The organism is Psychromonas ingrahamii 37 (assembly GCF_000015285.1).
GTDB lineage: Bacteria > Pseudomonadota > Gammaproteobacteria > Enterobacterales > Psychromonadaceae > Psychromonas > Psychromonas ingrahamii.
Map to the genome: position 1 here is coordinate 2,859,110 of NC_008709.1, position 19,841 is coordinate 2,878,950.

Consider the following 19,841-nt stretch of genomic DNA (forward strand, 5'->3'; position numbering starts at 1 on the left):
TGTTATCTCAGGAATTCGCAACAACTAGTTTGCAGTCCAGCCTATTAGAAAATGACAACTAACGGCAGTTTATCAAAGTACATATATGGGGGGGTGATTAATGGTGACAGGAGCGATTGACGTTGGGAACGTTGTTAGCAGTTCCAAATTTGGATGAGAATAATACATTCTTATCCTCAATGGCTTAATCTTTTATTTAAGGCTACAAAAAATCACTTATTATTAAAGTACCTTTTATTGTTGAAGCACTTTTTTTTGCTGGATAAGCAGATAAGCGCTCCAAATATAGCTTACGAAAATAAGCAGGCAGCCAATACTAAAACTGATATTCGCTATTGCTTGAGTATGCTGCAGGTTTCCAGTCATAGTTAATAGATTTCCCCAGTCATGGCTTTGTTCGCCTTTATTAAGAATTAAGGGTAAGGCTCTCACCTGTGCATCTGCAATATAAGGGCTAATATCAATAAAATTTTGACCACACCACCAAAGCATAATAGATGCACCAAAATTATCTTTTTGGTGAAGAGAAAACCCCAACAGTATTAATAATGGAAGTAATATTTGAAATAAACTGCCCCCTAAAATGGACCAAAATCGTCCCAACGGCATAAACAACAGGTGTCCAAATTCGTGGAAAGGTAAATTGATATTATGTAAAAATGATCCGCCAATACTCTGCCAATCTATTCCCCCTAAGATAAAAGACCAACCCCAGATAAAACAGACACAAAAAGCCAACACACGCCCGTAAAAAGTGTTCCGATCCACTTGGTAAGGCACACTTAAAAACTGTGCTTTGATTGATTCCCATACACTTATGGTGTCTTTATCTTCGATTTCCTGATCGCGATTATCCATCCTTGATGCACTGCTGTTTTGTGCTGACCATTTGCTATATACAATCCCGCAGGCCGGGCAGACATCTTTATGTACTGGTTTATCGTATTCATTTCGTTGATAGTGACAATTAGGGCAAACCAGGTAATGGGTAGTCATTATTTAATCTCATTAAGGCATATACCAGTCTATCCAGGCTGGCGGATGGACGCTATAGATTATTATCCACAAATTTCACCCTTACTTATATATTAACCGCTATTCTATTTTACACATTCCCGCTTTAAATTAGACGCTACAACCTCTATAGTTATCAACCAGTTAATAATTTTGAGGTAAATAATGAGCCAAGCCGCCTTGCAAACAATCAAAGATTACCACCAGCAAACTAAACATCAGCCTGGCCGATATGCGCGTTCGCCAGGTTATATGGACTGGGCAAATCAGCCATTACCCTACCGGCTTTACGAAGGTGCACCACAAATCCCTTTACCACTGTTACAGCAAACGAAAGATCTTCCCTATTCCGCGCTCTTTCAGAGGGTCGAAAAAAAAGCTGAATCCATTTCTATCGCATCCATTGCCAGTATGCTCGAGCTCAGCTTAGGGCTTTCAGCCTGGAAAGAGTATCAAGGTTCAGAATGGGCACTGCGTATCAATCCTTCCAGTGGCAATTTACATCCTACCGAATGTTATTTACTGCTGCCGGAAGTCGATCAGCAAGCGGCTGCCAGTGTGCATTACAACCCCTATGTTCATCTGCTTGAACAGCGCGCAACAATACCCGATGATGCAGCACAGTCATTAAAAAAGATGGATGGTTTTCCCTTGATGCTAAGCAGTATTGCCTGGCGGGAGGCATGGAAATATGGTGAGCGAGCTTACCGTTATTGTCAGCATGATTTAGGCCACGCCTTAGCGGCATTAAACATTGCCTGTAACCTCAATGGCTGGCAGATTCAGGTATTGCCAAATATTTCTGATGAAAAGGCAGAAAGTGTCTTTGCGCTTGCACAATCAAACGGTGTGCAGGCAGAAACCGAGTTTGCCGATTGTGTCTGCTGGGTGAGCCGGACAACACCTGACTTAGTCGCTATTGATCAATGGTTTGACCGGCTTCCGAAGCTTAATTATGCACACTCGGCGAATCAACTGAGCAAGGTACATATCGACTGGCCAACGATTCACCAGGTATTCTCATCCAGCCACCAGGAGCGTTTAACACTCACACCCGCCAAAAAAACCAGCGTCATTGACCCGGACACAAATAGCCTTTGCACAGCCAATGCTGAAACACTTATTCGCCAACGCCGCAGCGCACAAAGTTATGATCAAGCAAGCAGTCACCTGCCGTTAAACACCTTTTTACATAACCTGCAAAAAACCCTGCCCGGCAATACTATCCCCTTTTCAGTTTTACCTTTCGAAGCACAGCTGGATCTTGTTTTGTTTGTCCATAACGTCCAGGGACTAGAATCAGGTTTGTATATTTGGGTACGAAATGAGGCGCATCTGCCATTATTAAAAGCGCAAATGGACAGTGACTTTGAGTGGACAGAGGTGATTAAACAACAACCTTTGTATTTATTACAATCTGGCAATTTGAGAAGAATTGCCACAGCAGTTAGCTGTCAACAGGATATCGCCGGTGAAAGTGCTTTTTCATTGGCTATGCTGGCAAATTTTGCCGCACCTTTAGAAAAATCCCCAAGCTGTTATCCCACTTTATATTGGGAAAGCGGATTAATTGGCCAGGTTTTGTATCTGCAGGCAGAAGCTTTTGGACTGCGAGGGACGGGTATAGGTTGTTTCTTTGATGATCAAGTGCACCAGTTACTTGGTCTTAAGGACGATCAATGGCAAAGCCTTTATCATTTCACCGTTGGTAAAGCGATCGATGATGTGCGGATAGCCAGCAAACCGGCTTATTTTCATTTAAAATAATAAAGGCGATTACCTTTATAAAATCCAAGTAAAGCAGAGCCTGTAAAAATGAGCTGCTTTACTTAATACCAAATCCATTAAATTTATGCTCATTTATGCTCATTTATGCTGGTTAAAACACATGCTAGCTTCGTGATTGATTTTATAATTAGAACAACTAGTTACTGCAATCAATGCCTTGCTTTCATGCGTTTTTCCGCGCCTAAATAGATCACATAATTAATGGAATTGGTATAATCTATTATTATTCAGTCGCCATCTCCCCGCGCCCGCCCTTTTTATTGCATTTTCTAGTAGACTAGCCGCTTTTGTAGCACTGACCTTATGGGAAGATTATTTTGCAGACACTTTCACAGCTCAAATCGGGCGAATTAGCCGGGATCCAACGATTAACCTTATCTGAGAACTTAACCTCATTCCCGATCGAGATTTTATCCCTGGCGGATAGCTTAGAGATTCTTGATTTATCCAATAATCAATTAACCTCATTGCCAATCGAGCTTGCCCAGTTAAGCAAACTTAAAATTATTTTTGCATCAAACAACCGCTTTGAAACATTACCTGAAGTACTGGGTCAATGCGCTAATTTAGAAATGGTGGGTTTTAAAGCAAATAACATTAGTCAGGTGCCTGCAAACGCTTTACCCGCCAAATTACGCTGGTTGATATTAACGGATAACCGCATTGAAGTGTTACCTGACGCTTTAGGTGAACGCCCACGACTGCAAAAATTAGCACTGGCGGGTAATCGTTTAATAGCACTGCCAAAAACGCTGACTCAGTGTGCAAACCTTGAATTAGTCCGTATTTCAGCTAATAGGCTGACGGAGTGTCCTGAGCAATTGCTGGGATTACCTAAGCTTGCCTGGTTTGCTTTTGCAGGTAATCCCTTTACCCGCTCGAATATTAGCATCAATGCTGTACCAACATTATTATCATCAAGCTTTACCTTGCAAAACGTGCTGGGTCAGGGTGCCTCCGGCGTTATCTCAAAAGCCGTTTGGAATAGTCCTCAAACGAGCTTTCCCGATGATATTGCAGTTAAAGTATTTAAGGGTGAAGTCACCAGTGATGGTTATCCGGAAGATGAATTACAAGCCTGTTTAAAAGTCGGTCATCATGCCAATTTAGTGCAATCTATCGCGCAGGTGAAGGAAGATGATTATTTAGCGTTAATTATGACCTTAATACCGCCGCACTATAATAATTTGGGGCTACCACCCTGCTTTAAAAGCTGTACCCGTGATACTTTTACGCCCGGCTTTAGCTTATCCATTGCGCAAATTGAGAAAATAATAGTACAAATGGAAGCTGTATTTACGCATTTACATAACAATCAGGTCTGCCATGGCGACTTATATGCGCATAACACACTGTTTGATGATCAGGCGAATATCATTTTTGGTGACTTTGGTGCGGCCACTATGTACCACATGCTGACGTTAACGCAGCAGCATAAAATAAAACAGATCGAACAACGGGCACTGTTTCATTTTATTGATGATTTATTAAGTATTTGTGCCGAAGAGGATCAATATTCCAGTAACTTTAAGCAGCTTAAGCAACGTCTCATAACAATTTAAATCAACAGTGATTACATTTTCTGTTTTACACTGTGATCACTTATTTACTTTTTAACTAAACCTTAAGCTGTTCTCCCACGTATTGGTTCCTTTAAATGTCAAAAATTGGAACTTGTGATGGTATTTAGTGAGAGTGAAGAGTCTAGAGTTATCGAAATGGCTTGGGAGGATAGAACCCCCTTTGAAGCGATTGAACTTCAGTTTGGTCTGAATGAGCAAGCGGTAATAATTTTTATGCGCCGTCACATAAAACCAAGTAGTTTTAAATTGTGGCGTAGTAGAGTAAGTGGCCGAAAAACTAAGCATACAAAACTTAGGTCGCCTGAAGTTGGCAGAGCTTATTGCCCCACTCAGTATAAGAATAAATAATGCTTGCGGTGCATCAAATGCACCCTACCCATAACATAACCCCTAGGGTGCGCAACGATTGCCACAGCTTGCAGTTCATGGAATGTACCCTACCAATAAGATACCCCCTAGGGTGCGCACCGATTACCACAGCTTGCGGTGCATAAAATGCACCCTGCCGATAACATAACTCCTAGGGTGCGCTCCGATTACCACAGCTTACGGTGAATAGAATACACCTTACCGATAACATAAAAGAAATGATACTCGCAGCGTCTAGCTAATTGTTGCGCCTCACTGCCATTGTCCGTTTGATTACTCCTGAAGCTCTCTATACCCCTATAAATTTTTACTTTTTAATCTATATTTTTAAAGGTTATATCTTTCGTAAAATATATTTTTTCTGAAAATGGCGAAATTCTACCGCTCCGTTAAAACGTGAAAAGCATGGGCAGATATCAATGAAAACTATTCGTAACTGGCATAATAAAACTGTGGAAGAAACATTATCTGCACTAAAGACCACCCCTTCGGGTTTGAACGAAACCGAGGTTAAGCTACGATTAGCCGATGTCGGTTTAAACAAACTGCCAGAAGCAAAGCCCAAGCATATTGTTCTGCGCTTCATGTCTCACTTCCATAATATCCTGATATACGTGCTGTTAGGCGCATCTGCTATTACGGCATCACTAGGACATTTAGCTGACACGTTAGTCATCATTACCGTGGTTATTATCAATGCGCTTATCGGCTTCGTTCAAGAGGGCAAAGCGGAAAAGGCCATGGATGCGATACGGCATATGCTCGCTTTGCGTGCCGCAGTCATTCGTGATGGCAAGCGTCAGACCATAAAAGGTGAACAACTGGTACCTGGCGATATAGTGTTACTCAAAGCGGGTGATAAGGTGCCGGCGGATTTACGCTTGCTGGAAACCCATGGTTTACAGATTCAGGAATCAATTCTTACGGGTGAGTCAGTAGCGGTAGAAAAGCAAACGGCATCTGTAGAGTGTCAGGCCTCGGTCGGTGACCGTTTTTGCATGGGTTTCAGTGGCACGACTGTGACCAATGGTCAAGGTATGGGGGTAGTCGTTACAACGGGAACCAATACGGAAATTGGACGAATCAGTGGTTTGCTCAAAGATGTTCAAACCCTAAATACACCGTTAGTTGCACAAATGGCAATTTTCGCCCGCTGGCTTACTCTGTTGATCCTCTTTATTGCCATGATAATTTTGTTCTTTGGTCACTTTGTATTACAGCACGCCTTCAACGAACTATTTATTGCTGTCGTGGGACTTTCGGTGGCTGCGATACCGGAAGGTTTACCTGCCGTGTTAACCATTACTCTGGCGGTCGGTGTGAAGGCCATGGCACAGCACAACACTATCGTTCGGCGACTCCCGGCCATCGAGACGCTGGGCTCGGTCTCGGTTATCTGTTCCGATAAAACCGGTACGCTTACTCGCAACGAGATGAATGTAACCTCCATTGTAACCTGTGAAGATCGTTTTGATATTACAGGTGTCGGTTATCAACCCATTGGGAATGTCAAACGCAATGAACAATCCGTAAAGTTGGAGCTTTATCCTGTTCTGCAAGATCTGGGACGCGTGGCCGCCCTGTGCAATGATTCCGAGCTGGTTAAACAACACAACGACTGGGTTGGGCAAGGAGATCCCATGGAGGTCGCTTTACTTGCACTTTCCGGCAAAGTTCGTCCGGGTGACGATCAGGTACGCAAGCAATGGTCGCGTACCGACGTAATACCTTTTGATAGCAAACATAAGTACATGGCAACGCTCAATCATGACCATGAAAACCACGCCTTTATCTTCATTAAGGGAGCACCAGAAACTATTATTTCGATGTGCAGCCGTCAAAGTATTGGCAATAATGAAACAATAAAGCTGGATATTGATTACTGGCGTAAGCAGGCAGACGCTATCGCTCAAGAGGGGCAGCGGGTTCTTGGCTTCGCGATTAAACCGACTAATCTAGATCATACCGTACTAGAGCTGTCTGATGTACAGGATTCTCTTGTCTTTCTGGGATTGGCCGGTCTTATTGATCCTCCGCGATCTGAAGCAATACAAGCGACCGCCGAGTGCCACCGGGCGGGTATTGATGTAAAAATGATCACTGGCGATCATGCCGGGACTGCACAAGCTATCGGTAAACAGCTTGGTTTGTGGCATTGCGACAATGTATTAACCGGGGCTGAGCTGGATAAACTCGATGATGCGGCACTCAAATCAATAATAAGCTACACGGGTATCTTTGCTCGTACCAGTCCCGAACATAAATTACGTCTGGTGATGGCTCTTCAGGCAAATAACATGACGGTTGCCATGACTGGTGACGGTGTTAATGATGCGCCTGCATTGAAGCGTGCCGATGTCGGTATTGCCATGGGTAAAAACGGCAGTGAAGCTGCAAAGGAAGCCGCTCATGTTATATTGGCCGACGATAATTTTGTTTCCATCATCAAAGCTGTTAAAGAGGGAAGGACGGTATACGATAATATAAAAAAGGTCATCAGCTGGACACTGCCAACCAATGCCGGTGAGGCAATGACGATCATACTTGCCCTATTACTTGGATTGAACCTGCCCATTACACCTATTCAGATTCTTTGGGTGAATATGATTACTGCCGTGACGCTCGGTATTGCCCTAGCCTTCGAGCCTGCGGAAGAAAGCACTATGCGCCGTCCACCGCGGCCGCGGAATCAAGGACTGCTTAGTGGCGGTCTACTATGGCATATTGTGCTCGTCGCAAGCCTGTTTCTGGAGTGTATATTTGGGATTTATGAATATGCGATCGCACAAGGTTATTCAGATAATTTAGCGCGTACTATTGCCATGGATACGCTGGTCACACTGGAAATATTCCACCTTTTATTTATCCGCAACATGAATACAACATCATTAAGCTTGAAAGCCATACGCGGCACCCCTATTTTATGGATATTAATTGTCACTGTTATTCTCGGACAGGCTGCAATGACCTACCTCCCCTGGTTTCAAAGCGTGTTCAAAACTGAATCAGTCCATCTATTTGATGTCATATTGATTATCTTTTTAGGCATGTTGATGTTTACTATTATTGAGATTGAAAAACAATTACGACTTCGCATACTGAAAAAACCGTTTTAACACATATCAGCCTCACCGCTATTAATAGGGTCTAGTCAATTATTCGGCCTTTTTTTTGGCTCGAACAACATGATCAGTAAATTATTTTATTGTGGTTTGTATTTATAGAAGTGTCTATAAATACAAATACCTCATTTCCCCAAGATAAAAATTCAATTTACAAATAATTATATCTGCCATCCAACCATTTTATTGCTTGTTCCAGTCTAATCTTTAGCAATAAAAAAATTAAATGTGTGTGAGTAAGAATGCAGACTAATACACATTTAAGTTTTTCGGTTAACACGTCGAGTGGTAATAATGAAATTAACAGTTTTGCTTATTGTATTTACTTTCCTGTATGGTGGGGCATCAGCTGACACGCTAAAGCCATTTACTGGTGATGGCTGTAGCTCTTTTCCTAATGGGACTTTTGAGCAAAAAGATTGATGGTTATCTTGTTGTCAAAAGCATGACTTTAACTATTGGAAAGGTGGAACATATCAAGAGAGATTGGATTCTAATAAGGCGCTAAAAGCCTGTGTTTCTGATGTAGGTGAACCTGAAATTGTGTCTTTAATGCTAGCCGTTGTCAGGATTGGCGGAACCCCATTTCTACCAACAAAGTTCAGATGGGGTTATGATTGGCCTTATCCTCGATTTTATGGTGAGCTAACTAAATCAGAATTACAGCAAGTAAAAAACTTAACAAAGCAATTAAATCGGACAAAAAAGGAGATTAGCAAATGAGCAAAAAAGAAGCTTACCAAAAGAAACTACAGGCACAATTGGACGAGTGGAGCGCAGAGATCGACAAGCTCAAGGCAAAAGCTGCTAAAGCTGAAGCTGATAAACAACTTGAGTACGACAAACAAATCGAGGAACTGCGATCTATGCAAGAAGTAGCCAACAATAAACTTGCCGAACTTAAGGAAGCCAGCGACGACGCGTGGGGGGATCTCAAGGTAGGCATGGATAATGCGTGGAGCACGCTCGGCAATGCGCTGAAGTCGGCCACTTCCAGATTCAAATAAACAGCACGGTCATAGCGGCCCTAACGAAAGGAGATAACAAATGACATTTAATATCAATGCAATTGTGTTGATTGGTATCCTCGGAATCACACCTCTGTGCTATGCAGAAACATCGACTGACAAAACGTCAATAGAAGAGGTTAAGCAAGAAACAGAAGATTTTCTTCAGACGCTTGACGCATATACCGCTGACCAGAAGGATGAGGCGATTCACACAGTAAAAACGGCATTGGATAAGCTCGATAAGCGTATTAATGTGTTGGAGTCACGTGTTGATGAAAGTTGGGATGAAATGGATAAGAAAACGCGCGAAAAGGCGAGTGATAGCCTCAAGGTGTTACGCGAGCAACGAAATCATGTAGCTGAAGGGTATGGTAGTCTGAAAACAAGTACCAAAAATGCTTGGGGTCATCTGAAAGAAGGGTTTTCAGATGCATACCAGAATCTCGATGAAGCTTGGGAAAAGTCCGAAAAAGAGTTTGGCTCCAGCAAATAGAATTGCCGAACAATCGCATCTCTAACCTGGGAAAATTGCACCGTTTTATGCTACTTTTCTGGGTCAGTACACGAAACACTAAGGGCTGTTGAAATTTGCACGATATCTGGTGATCCCATATAATTTGACTGCAAATGTGAAAGATCAACAGCCCCGAATGTAAGTATCGATACAAAATATTCTTCCTGACAATCCAACATTTATCCGTATGTTCAACATAGAAGGCTAATTCACACCCAGTTGATCATCAATTCCTAAAATATTAAGTAATTGTGGTTGAGTCTCTAATACCGGACAGCGCTTATCATCTCATAATACTCTGCTTGTCCAATCCAGTCATTCAATATAATCAAGCAGCGAAAAAGGTATGCCCTGGGATGTATCCAGAGCCTTACCGCCCGCAAAACTAGACGAAGATTTAATGGGTTTATTTTCAAGTGCTGCGGTAATTTGTTGACTGGTATTGCCATGAATACGCTGGTGGACAGAAGTGTCTTCTGAGCACTCTATGCTATTGGCCATTGTGGTGCGGATTGGGCTTAAATCAACGTAAGCCATGCGGGTAATTAACGTATTTTCATCTAATAATACCTGCAATTTAAAGCGCCCCTCCTAATTATTTTTAAGGAAAAATAAAAACAGCTTTAGCTAGCCCGCAGGGTGAAGACTTATCTTAACGATTGATGATTGCGCAACCTGATCAAAGTAAGAAATGTCGCCAATATCTTACTTTGGTAGAGTATAGATAGCATAAAAACTGTCGTTTGGTTTCAAGATAATTCTCCATTCGGATAAACTGCTCGAGACATTATCTTTTTGCGGCATTTTCCTTTATCTTTTCAGCCATTTTTTACTCTTGCATTTTTCTGGATAAATCATCAAAACGGCTTATACAGAGCCCTTTTATACTTTCCTTATCTATTTGAGTAAGCTTAATGGCGGTTTTTTGCTGCTCAGAAAATATGAGCTGTACTTGCCCTATATAAAATAGTTTACCATCACGCAAACTATCGTTATACATGTCATTGTAATAATTAAACATCGCGGGATCTTTCTGTTTTTTTGCAACATCAGCACATAGTTGATAGTTGGCTAGCGCACGCCCCATTATTTTTAAATCCTGATCACTGAGTGGTTGTGCATTCAGCGCCAAAGAAAACAACAAAAAAACAGTCATAATCAGTATTTTCACCTTACCTCCTAAATAAAAAAGAGATCCTATAATAAGACCAAATCTACTCATTTTCAGTTCATTTATGCGGATTAAAATAAATGCTAGCTAGACATAAAATGAATTGATTGCCCATGAAATTCAGCATTATTAATTGTGTATAAAATATACCCTACCTATAACATAACCCGCAGGGTGCGCTCCGATCACTAATAGAGCATCGAGCTATAACATAAATCGTAGAATACGCTCTGTGCACCCGTTGCATAAAATGCACCCTACCAATAATATAATGCCACTGGGGCAGATATTTATCATCGCTAAAAGTCGGCGAGGCTGCGCGCCAAGATTAATCGAAATAAAATTTGTTCCCGCTCAAATCCTACAGACATAAAAAAACCCGCAATGCTTTATTAAAAAGCGTTGCGGGTTCTAGTCGTACCTTGTCGGCACTAAATGTGGCGGTGACGGAGAGATTCGAACTCTCGAAGGGTTGCCCCTTACACGCTTTCCAGGCGAGCTCTTTCAGCCACTCAGACACGTCACCGTAAACTTTATTATATTATCTTACATCTCGTTCATTGGCAGATTTAAAAACTTACCTTTAGAACTCTCGATACGTTAGTGTACACGTATCATAGACTGCTTAATTGTATAACTGAAGCGGAGCGCATGATAATGAACTCCGCTGCTAAAATCAACCTCTAATAACAATTTAAGTGTGATTAATTCTTAATAGTTTCAAGTTCTTGGCGTAAATAAACACTTGCGCCCAATAAACCCGGATTATCATGGGTGATTAAATAGGTTGGTATGCCAGAAAGATAGTCTTTAAAACGACCTTTGGCTTCAAAAAAGTCCCTGAATTCACTGGCTTTAAAGAAATCAATAAAACGGGGTATAATCCCCCCGGCGATATAGACGCCGCCAGTACACGCAAGATTTAATCCAAGGTTACCAGCAAAGCCTCCCATCACTTGGCAGAACACCTTAAGGCTTTGAAGTGACGTTTCACAACTTCCCTCTAGTGCGGCTTTCGTTATCTGTTTTGGCTCGCTAAAAACGGCCTGCTTGCCCGTTAAGCTGCACAGGCTATTATACAAATTAACTAAACCTTGCCCCGATAAAATACGCTCGGCAGAAACATGACCAAATTGCTGCTGCAGTAACAATAAAATGTCTGTTTGCTCACGGGTGTTAGGAGTAAAACTAACGTGTCCCCCTTCCCCCTCAAGACTGATCCATTTATCAGCTACGTTGATAATATGTGCAACCCCTAAACCCGTGCCCGGACCGAAAACGGCAGTAGCACCCTTTTTGTTCGCTTTCCCGCCGCCAATTTTAATTTTTTCTTGCTCATCAATAAAGGGTACAGCCAGTGAAATAGCGGTATAATCATTGATAAGGTAAAGCGAATCCAATTGTAATTGTGCTTTTAAGGCCACCTGAGAAAATTGCCAACTTAGATTGGTCATGGCGACCAAATCGTCCCCTACCGGGCAAGCGATGCCAATACACAAGTGTTTAACTTGGTCCTGTAGCGTTGCAAAATAACCTAAAAGTGCAGCATCCAAGCTCAAGAATTGCCCACAGGAAAATTCTTTTAATTCACTGAGTTTACCGCTTGTTAAATCACAGACAGCAAGTCGAATATTTGTTCCACCAACATCAGCAACAACTGCTAACATATTGTTTCTCCAGAAATTATCTATACCAGTAAGCGCCCACTTGCTTTTTTACATTACCGAACTTTAAAATTGATCTTGATCAACTTTGATTTGTAATAAAATGACATTACAATATAAGTTATTTATAATGAGCGCTAATTTATCGGGGATTTATGTTGTTTTATTCCAACTTGACGCATGCTATTTCCAACTTAATAAAATATTAATTAAGCACACCTGAGCTATCTCCCGATAGCCAATCTCGTCATTATTTACAAGTTTACCTTAAAAATAATTATCTTAGTGGAACAATATGAAAACTTTAGAGTTAATTCAAAAAAATCTGGGTAGTTTCAGCAAATCAGAAAGAAAAGTGGCAGAAGTTATCATTGCATCACCAGAAGTCGCTATCCATTCCAGCATTGCGACACTCGCTAAAATGGCTGAAGTCAGTGAACCAACGGTTAATCGTTTTTGCAGACGCCTTGATACTAAGGGTTTTCCTGACTTTAAATTACTGCTCGCGCAAAGTCTGGTGGTAGGTACCCCCTATGTGAATCGTCATGTTAATCAGGATGATGGCCCGGAAGCTTATAATGCAAAAATATTTGAATCAACCATAGCTTGTCTGGATTCTGCTAAAAATATGATCGACACGGCCGTCATTAAAAGAGCCGTTGAGGTGTTAACCCGAGCCGATAAAATTGCATTCTTTGGATTGGGTGCATCCTCTGCCGTTGCCCATGATGCTTTAAATAAATTTATCCGTTTTAATATTCCCGTTTCCTGTTTTGATGACATTGTTATGCAAAAAATGAGCTGTATTAATAGTCGTAAAGGGGATGTGATTGTTTTAATATCCCATACGGGCCGTACTAAAGCACTCGTAGAAGTCGCGCAACTTGCGCGTGAAAATAATGCTTTTGTTATCGCATTAACACCGAATCATTCACCACTTGCTGAAAAAAGTAACTTGGTTCTCTCGGCCTCGGTACCAGAAGATACTGATATTTATATGCCCATGGCATCCCGTATTGTTCAAATGGTCATTATTGATGTTTTAGCAACGGGTTTTACATTACGCCGAGGTCCTAAATTTATTGAACATTTAAAGCGCATCAAAACCGAGATTAAAGACTCTCGCTTTGATAAAGTTGATCTAAACGAAGACTGAAAGTTTTACCCCTTTATACTTTTCAATAGATTAAAAACCTAACAGCAAAATAACTTTAATGACTGGAGTAGATAATGTTGAGACGCACAAAAATTGTGACAACCTTAGGTCCCGCGACGGATCGTGATAATAATTTGGAAAAAATCATCGCAGCCGGCGCGAATATGGTGCGCATGAACTTCTCACACGGCGAAGCGATTGATCATGTAAGACGTGCCAATGAAGTGCGAGAAATAGCAGCCCGTTTAGGTAAAGATGTGGCCATTATGGGCGATTTACAGGGGCCTAAAATCCGCGTTTCTACTTTTAAAGACAATAAAATCATCTTAGTGGTAGGTGATAAATTTACCCTGGACAGTGATATCGAAAAAGGTCAGGGGGATCAACAAGCGGTTGGCCTTGATTACAAAACGCTGCCACAGGAAGTCGTTGCTGGTGATCTGTTATTACTTGACGATGGTCGTGTGCAACTGCAGGTAGAAAATGTGCTTGGCAATAAAGTTAATACGGTTGTTACTATTGGTGGTCCTTTGTCCAACAATAAAGGTATTAACAAAAAAGGCGGTGGTTTATCGGCTGCAGCGTTAACACCTAAAGATAAAAAAGACATTATTACGGCAGCTGAAATTGGTTGCGATTACTTAGCAGTTTCTTTTCCCCGTAATGGTGCAGATCTTCATTATGCACGTCGTTTAGCAATTGAGGCGGGTTGTAATGCTAAAATAGTGGCCAAAGTAGAACGTGCCGAAGCCGTTGAAACCCAAGAAGCATTAGAAGAAATTATTCTTGCTTCTGATGTCGTGATGGTTGCCCGTGGTGACTTAGGGGTGGAAATTGGTGATGCACGTTTAGTGGGTGTGCAGAAAAACATGATCCGCACGGCACGGCGTTTAAATCGTGTTGTTATCACAGCAACACAAATGATGGAGTCAATGGTAAGTTCACCCATGCCGACACGCGCCGAGGTAATGGATGTGGCCAATGCGGTATTAGATGGTACCGATGCGGTGATGCTCTCAGGCGAAACGGCTGCAGGTGATTATCCAGTAGAAACTGTGAAAGCAATGAGTGAAGTTTGCCTTGGCGCTGAAAAGCATCCAAGCATTAATATCTCCAAAAACCGCATGGAATGTACCTTTGATGATCCTACTGAAGCATTAGCGATAACCGCCATGTTTGCAGCTAATCACACTAATGGTATTAAAGCGATTGTCGCCCTAACAGCGACAGGGACCACCGCTTTATTAATGTCACGGCTAAGCTCTGGTTTGCCTATATTTGCACTTTCAAGTAACCCGCAAACATTAAGTTATTGTGCATTATACCGTGGTGTAACGCCCATTAAATTTAACTCAAACGCATCCAATAATTTAGTCTTTACAGGTGCCGCGATTGAGACATTAAAAGAGGCCGGTTACTTACAGAAGGGAGATCTAATCATCATCACCCACGGTGATAATCATTACGCAGGATCAACCAATACTTGTAAAATCGTTACCGTTTAAATCAATCTGGGATTGAAGGGTATCAATCAAAAAGCTTCTCATGAGAAGCTTTTTTTATCAATATTATATGTATCATCCTGGGACTTGTAATAGTTATAACTTTATTTTATGCACATCCGATGCAGAAACGTCAGAAAACTGTGCTTTTAACACTTTCTTACTTTCCATATGGATTTCGCCACCTTTTGCGATCGAAAAGTGTTCTGGCTTATCATTAAATTGGCTTTGATAGACCATCAGAAATTGTAAAGAATCCGCTTTTTGCTGTTCTGTTAATTTATCGCCGTTTACCCATTTACCCGTTTCAACCGCCTCTTTGAGTTGATTGTATACTGCGGGTGATATGCTCTTCGCATAATCTGTCATCTGTGTCATGCTGCTTCCTCATTAATATCCGCTAAAAATTAAGATTTGTCTATTATCCCATAAAAAAGCCCTAACAAAGAGATTGCCAGGGCTTTAAATTTAGTTTTTAACATAAATTATTACCTGCAATTTATGTTTGTCGCCTTAATCATTAAGTTAAGTGCCGTACACACTTTAACAAGATAACTGATCTGGCTTTAACTTGAGTCACTTTGGTAATATTAGTCTCTTCGTCAGTTAATTTCCCCGACGAACACACCGTATTAATTTTTATTTTCCAAGATAAACCCACCTCTAACAAGGGTAGGTTACAAGTAATGTGATAACTGGACGAGTTTAATACTACAAACCAACGCTCACCCGATTGTTCGGCCTCGCGCAATTCAACCGCTATCGCTTGTGAATTACTCGCGTGCCAGTCAACCTCTTCCATTACCTCACCATTAGGGTGATACCACTGAACAAGATCTGAATTTTCACAGCGGCCAGTACTGTCACCACTGAGTGAAAGACTACCAAATAAACGAGATTCTTTACGCAGCTTGATAACCTCACTGGTAAAAGCAAAGAGTTTTTTATCAGCATCAGTCAAATTCCAGCTTAACCAAGTTAAGATATTATCCTGACAATAAGCATTATTATTACCGGTTTGGGTATGACCCATTTCATCGCCCGATAAAAAATGGGGGGTGCCCTGGGAAATAAATAAACTGGCAATTAAATTACGTTTTTGCTGTTGGCGTATTTGATTGATTTTGACATCATCGGTTTGGCCTTCAACACCATAATTAGAAGATAAATTATGGCCATGACCATCGCGGCTTTTTTCACCATTAGCTTCATTATGCCTGCGATCATAGGAAACAAGATCATCCATTGTAAAACCATCGTGATAGCAAATGTAATTGACGCTACTGGAAATAGCGCGGTAACTCTTGGCAAAAACGTCACGGGAACCCAATAAACGCGTTGCAAGATCGCCAACATTGCCGGTATCTCCACGCCAGAAAGAACGTAGTGTATCGCGGTAACGGTCATTACACTCTAACCAATCACAGGGAAATCCACCTAAACGATATCCTCCAGGCCCTATATCCCAAGGCTCAGCAATCAATTTGACGCGACTTAAAACAGGATCCTGCAACAGTGCTTTAAAAAAGGCACTGTGTTTATTAAAACCATTCGCTTCACGGGCAAGTGTAACAGCCAGGTCAAAACGGAAACCATCAACCTGCATTTCTGTTGCCCAATAACGCAATGAATCAAGCATTAACTTTAAAGACCAAGGGGAATCAAGGTTTAAGGTATTACCACAGCCGGAGTGATTGCTATAATTTGAATAATTAAGATGGCTGCCATCAACTTCTTTTTCAAAGGTATAATAATTACGGTTATCAAACCCTTTTAAACTAAGAATCAGGCCATTATTTCCTGCCTCTGCGCTATGGTTATAAACCACATCTAAAATAATCTCTATCCCTTCAGCGTGAAGTTCGCGCACCATGGTTTTAAATTCATTAACGGCATCAAATTGTGCGTAACGATTTTCGGGCGCAAAGAAATTAATGGGGTTATAACCCCAGTAATTCGTCAAACCAATATTTTTAAGCCTTAATTCACTCACAAAGCTAAAGACGGGCATTATCTGTAAACTGGTAATGCCAAGGGCCTTATAATGTTTAATACTTTCAGGATGTGATAAACCAAGATATTTACCACGTTTTTCCAAAGGAATTTTTTTATTACGCTGGCTGAAGCTCTTTACATGTACTTCGTAAATGATGCGTTCATCCTCAGCAATATTGGGTTTAGCGACATCTTTCCAGTCAAAACTATTATCAATAACAACTGACTTAGCCACTTGTGAGTGCTCGTCATCACTCTGTGCCTGAGCAAAGTTATGCTGTACACGATTTAAAGCCCTTGCATAGGGATCAATTAATAAATTATTTGGATTAAATAAAAGACCATTTTCTGGTTGGTAATCACCGTATACCCGATACCCGTAAAGCTGTCCTTTTATGACCTGATCGACAAAAATGCTCCACATCCGCCCCTGTTTGACTTCAAGAGGATAGTTAGCAATTTCATTTTCATGTTTATCAAATAAACATAAGTCAACCCGGTAAGCGCCTAAGCTATAAACTGAAAAGTGACAGCCTCCTTGGTCTAGAATTGCACCAAGGGGCAGAAACTGCCCGCGAGATGCAGAGAAAGGATGCATCTTTTTATCCAGTTCTAATAGTTTATCTTCCAATTATTTTACCTTTTTTTGTAAATACACAGTAGATAAAGGGGGTAAATTCAGTTTAATTGAATATTCCTTGCCTTGCCACTGTTGTTCTTCTGCAACAAAGACGCCCATTTTATCGCCCATTGCATAATTACTGCCCCAATAATATTCACTATCAGTGTTTAAAATAACTTCATAATCAGCTAATTCATCAACGGCCACCCGGTAGCCATCGCGGGGTAACGGGGTAAAGTTAGACAGGCAGATAACTTTCTTATCTTGCGCTAAGTTTTTCCTTACAAAAGCAAGAATACTTTTTTCCCCATCCGAATGATCTAACCATTCAAACCCTTTGGTATCATAGTCAGCTTCATAAAATGCAGCGTTGTTTTTATAAGCTTTATTCAGGTCACAGGTGAGCAGTTTTTGACCTTTATGTTTATCAAATTTCAGTAAGCCCCAATCTAATTGCTTGTTATGATTCCATTCGCTCGTTTGCGCAAATTCAGTGCCCATAAAGTTTAACTTTTTGCCCGGATGCGCATACATATAACCCATATAAGCACGTAAATTGGCAGCTTCTTGCCATTCATCACCCGGCATTTTACCAATCATACTTTTTTTGCCGTGCACTACTTCATCATGAGAAATAGGTAAAATAAAGTGTTCGTTGTAGTGGTACACCATCGCAAAGGTCATTTCATGATGGTGGTATTTACGATACATAGGATCTGTTTCCATGTAGCTTAACGTATCGTTCATCCACCCCATATTCCATTTAAAACCAAAGCCTAACCCCCCCTCAAAAGTAGGCTTAGACACACCCGCAAAGGCCGTTGATTCCTCTGCAATAGTCATTGCATTTGGATATTGACCGTATACTTCTTCATTAAACCATTTTAATAAGCTAATAGCTTCATAGTTATGGTTACCACCATCAACATTAGGTACCCATTCGCCTTCTTCACGTGAATAGTCCCAATGCAGCATTGAAGCCACAGCATCAACACGTAAACCATCTACATGGAATTTATCTAACCAGATTAAAGCACTTGCAACCAAAAACTGACGTACATTATCACGACCAAAATCATAAATGTATGAGTTCCAGTCTAAATGCCAACCACGACGCGGATCTTCATACTCATATAAAGGTGTGCCATCAAATCGCGCTAAACCGTGCGGATCTGCGGGGAAATGTGCAGGTACCCAATCAACAATGACAGAAATGCCAGCCTGGTGACATTGGTCAATAAAATATTTAAGATCATCCGCATTACCAAAGCGGCTCGTTGCCGCAAATAGACCTACGGGTTGATACCCCCACGAACCATCAAATGGAAATTCAGAAATGGGCATAACTTCAAGGTGTGTATAGCCCAATTCAAGCAGATAAGGAATGAGTTCAGCAGCCAGTTCACGATAGGTAAGCATACGATCTACACCATTTTCGTGCTTACGCTTCCATGAACCTAAATGCACTTCATAGATACTCATTGCGCTATAACGTTTATCACCCGTTTGTGATGCGCGCCACTCCTGATCGTTCCATTGGTAAAGATCATGATCAACAACAACCGACGAATGAGACGGGTATAGCTCAGCTTGAAAACCGACAGGATCCGCTTTATGCGGTAGACGATTACCCAATCCATCTTTGAGTTCAAATTTATAAGCACAGCCCGCTTTTAAATCCGGTACAAAAATAACCCAATGTCCACACCAGCTGCGCTGCATTGGCTGACGTCGTCCATCCCAATGATTGAATTGAGTGATAAGGCTAACACTGGTGGCATTCGGAGCATAGACAATAAAACGTACGCCGGAGATAGCTACGTCACCCACATAAGTTGTTTTAAGTTGTGCGCCTAATGTTTTATAAACATTTTGCGGGGCTTCATGCAAGGTAGACAAACCATCAAAAGCGATATCATGGAATTGATAAGGATCGACAAAACGATGCTCTCCAGTAGAGTAAATGGCATTAAATTCATAAATGAATTTTTCATTCAGTTCTGGTAATTCAATTTCAAATAAACCCGCTTCATCTATTAACTTCAGCTCAGTTAATGGCTTTTCTTCTGATAAAGCATACAGCTCTACTTTTTGAGCATCGGGTAACCAGGCGCGGATCACAAACCCCTTGCCTTTCGGGTTTTTCAATAAACCCAACTGCTCAAAAGGATTAGCTAATTTCGCTTCGTTCAGTAATGAAATTAAAGAAGCATGGACATTAGGTACCGCTTCCTTTTTTTTCGCGACTTTAACCGCGGCTTTTTTAGCCGCATTTTTTACCGGCTTAGCTGTTTTTTTTGCCGCTTTAGTTACTGTTTTATTCATAATTTA

At 41.2% G+C, this 19,841-nt stretch carries 15 protein-coding genes and 1 tRNA gene; 8 read left to right on the forward strand and 8 right to left on the reverse strand.

Going from position 1 to position 19,841, the window contains the following annotated elements; genetic code table 11:
* Nucleotides 1-234 precede the first annotated feature (234 nt).
* Nucleotides 235-996 carry a hypothetical protein gene (locus tag PING_RS12100; RefSeq protein WP_011770648.1) on the reverse strand — a complete coding sequence of 254 codons (762 nt, stop codon included), beginning with the start codon at nucleotides 994-996 and terminating at the stop codon, nucleotides 235-237.
* A 183-nt stretch (nucleotides 997-1,179) separates the two neighbouring features.
* Here PING_RS12100 and PING_RS12105 point away from each other — a divergent pair, with 183 nt between their 5' ends.
* From PING_RS12105 to PING_RS12135, 6 genes are all read left to right on the forward strand, one after another.
* Complete coding sequence (locus PING_RS12105; RefSeq protein ID WP_011770649.1) at nucleotides 1,180-2,781, forward strand: SagB/ThcOx family dehydrogenase; 1,602 nt, start codon at nucleotides 1,180-1,182, stop codon at nucleotides 2,779-2,781.
* 338 nt (nucleotides 2,782-3,119) lie between these two features.
* Nucleotides 3,120-4,364: a leucine-rich repeat-containing protein kinase family protein gene (locus PING_RS12110; RefSeq protein WP_011770650.1), complete on the forward strand. Its 1,245-nt coding sequence runs from the start codon at nucleotides 3,120-3,122 to the stop codon at nucleotides 4,362-4,364.
* Nucleotides 4,365-4,481: 117 nt separating this feature from the next.
* The gene (locus PING_RS12115; protein ID WP_011770651.1) at nucleotides 4,482-4,733 is read left to right on the forward strand and encodes a TIGR03643 family protein; all 252 of its coding nucleotides are present in this window, start codon (nucleotides 4,482-4,484) and stop codon (nucleotides 4,731-4,733) included.
* 440 nt (nucleotides 4,734-5,173) lie between these two features.
* A complete protein-coding gene (locus PING_RS12120) occupies nucleotides 5,174-7,870 on the forward strand; it encodes a cation-translocating P-type ATPase (protein ID WP_011770652.1) in 2,697 nt (898 codons plus the stop codon).
* A gap of 725 nt (nucleotides 7,871-8,595) precedes the next feature.
* Nucleotides 8,596-8,883: a sll1863 family stress response protein gene (locus PING_RS12130; RefSeq protein WP_011770653.1), complete on the forward strand. Its 288-nt coding sequence runs from the start codon at nucleotides 8,596-8,598 to the stop codon at nucleotides 8,881-8,883.
* A 40-nt stretch (nucleotides 8,884-8,923) separates the two neighbouring features.
* Nucleotides 8,924-9,379, forward strand: coding sequence for a sll1863 family stress response protein (locus PING_RS12135; RefSeq protein ID WP_011770654.1), 456 nt, complete (start codon nucleotides 8,924-8,926; stop codon nucleotides 9,377-9,379).
* A gap of 336 nt (nucleotides 9,380-9,715) precedes the next feature.
* On the opposite strand, the gene PING_RS12140 is transcribed toward PING_RS12135, so the two are convergent.
* The 4 genes from PING_RS12140 to PING_RS12155 form a co-directional block, all read right to left on the reverse strand.
* Entirely contained in the window at nucleotides 9,716-9,976 is a 261-nt protein-coding gene (locus tag PING_RS12140) for a hypothetical protein (protein WP_049752980.1), read from the reverse strand.
* Nucleotides 9,977-10,229: 253 nt separating this feature from the next.
* Nucleotides 10,230-10,571 carry a hypothetical protein gene (locus PING_RS12145; RefSeq protein WP_232279363.1) on the reverse strand — a complete coding sequence of 114 codons (342 nt, stop codon included), beginning with the start codon at nucleotides 10,569-10,571 and terminating at the stop codon, nucleotides 10,230-10,232.
* Nucleotides 10,572-11,009: 438 nt separating this feature from the next.
* A tRNA-Ser gene (locus PING_RS12150) sits at nucleotides 11,010-11,097 on the reverse strand.
* A 178-nt stretch (nucleotides 11,098-11,275) separates the two neighbouring features.
* Nucleotides 11,276-12,238, reverse strand: a complete 963-nt coding sequence (locus tag PING_RS12155; protein WP_011770656.1) for a glucokinase — start codon at nucleotides 12,236-12,238, stop codon at nucleotides 11,276-11,278.
* A gap of 292 nt (nucleotides 12,239-12,530) precedes the next feature.
* Here PING_RS12155 and PING_RS12160 point away from each other — a divergent pair, with 292 nt between their 5' ends.
* Together PING_RS12160 and pyk are read left to right on the forward strand one after the other, a co-directional pair.
* Nucleotides 12,531-13,391: a MurR/RpiR family transcriptional regulator gene (locus PING_RS12160; RefSeq protein ID WP_011770657.1), complete on the forward strand. Its 861-nt coding sequence runs from the start codon at nucleotides 12,531-12,533 to the stop codon at nucleotides 13,389-13,391.
* Between the two features lie 74 nt (nucleotides 13,392-13,465).
* Nucleotides 13,466-14,896: a pyruvate kinase gene (gene pyk / locus PING_RS12165; RefSeq protein WP_011770658.1), complete on the forward strand. Its 1,431-nt coding sequence runs from the start codon at nucleotides 13,466-13,468 to the stop codon at nucleotides 14,894-14,896.
* Nucleotides 14,897-14,989: 93 nt separating this feature from the next.
* Here the strand turns inward: pyk and PING_RS12170 are convergent, their stop codons facing one another.
* The 3 genes from PING_RS12170 to glgB form a co-directional block, all read right to left on the reverse strand.
* Complete coding sequence (locus tag PING_RS12170; protein WP_011770659.1) at nucleotides 14,990-15,271, reverse strand: YeaC family protein; 282 nt, start codon at nucleotides 15,269-15,271, stop codon at nucleotides 14,990-14,992.
* A gap of 142 nt (nucleotides 15,272-15,413) precedes the next feature.
* Nucleotides 15,414-17,519: a glycogen debranching protein GlgX gene (gene glgX / locus PING_RS12175; protein WP_011770660.1), complete on the reverse strand. Its 2,106-nt coding sequence runs from the start codon at nucleotides 17,517-17,519 to the stop codon at nucleotides 15,414-15,416.
* Entirely contained in the window at nucleotides 17,520-19,835 is a 2,316-nt protein-coding gene (glgB, locus tag PING_RS12180) for a 1,4-alpha-glucan branching protein GlgB (RefSeq protein ID WP_011770661.1), read from the reverse strand.
* Between the last annotated feature and the right edge of the window lie 6 nt (nucleotides 19,836-19,841).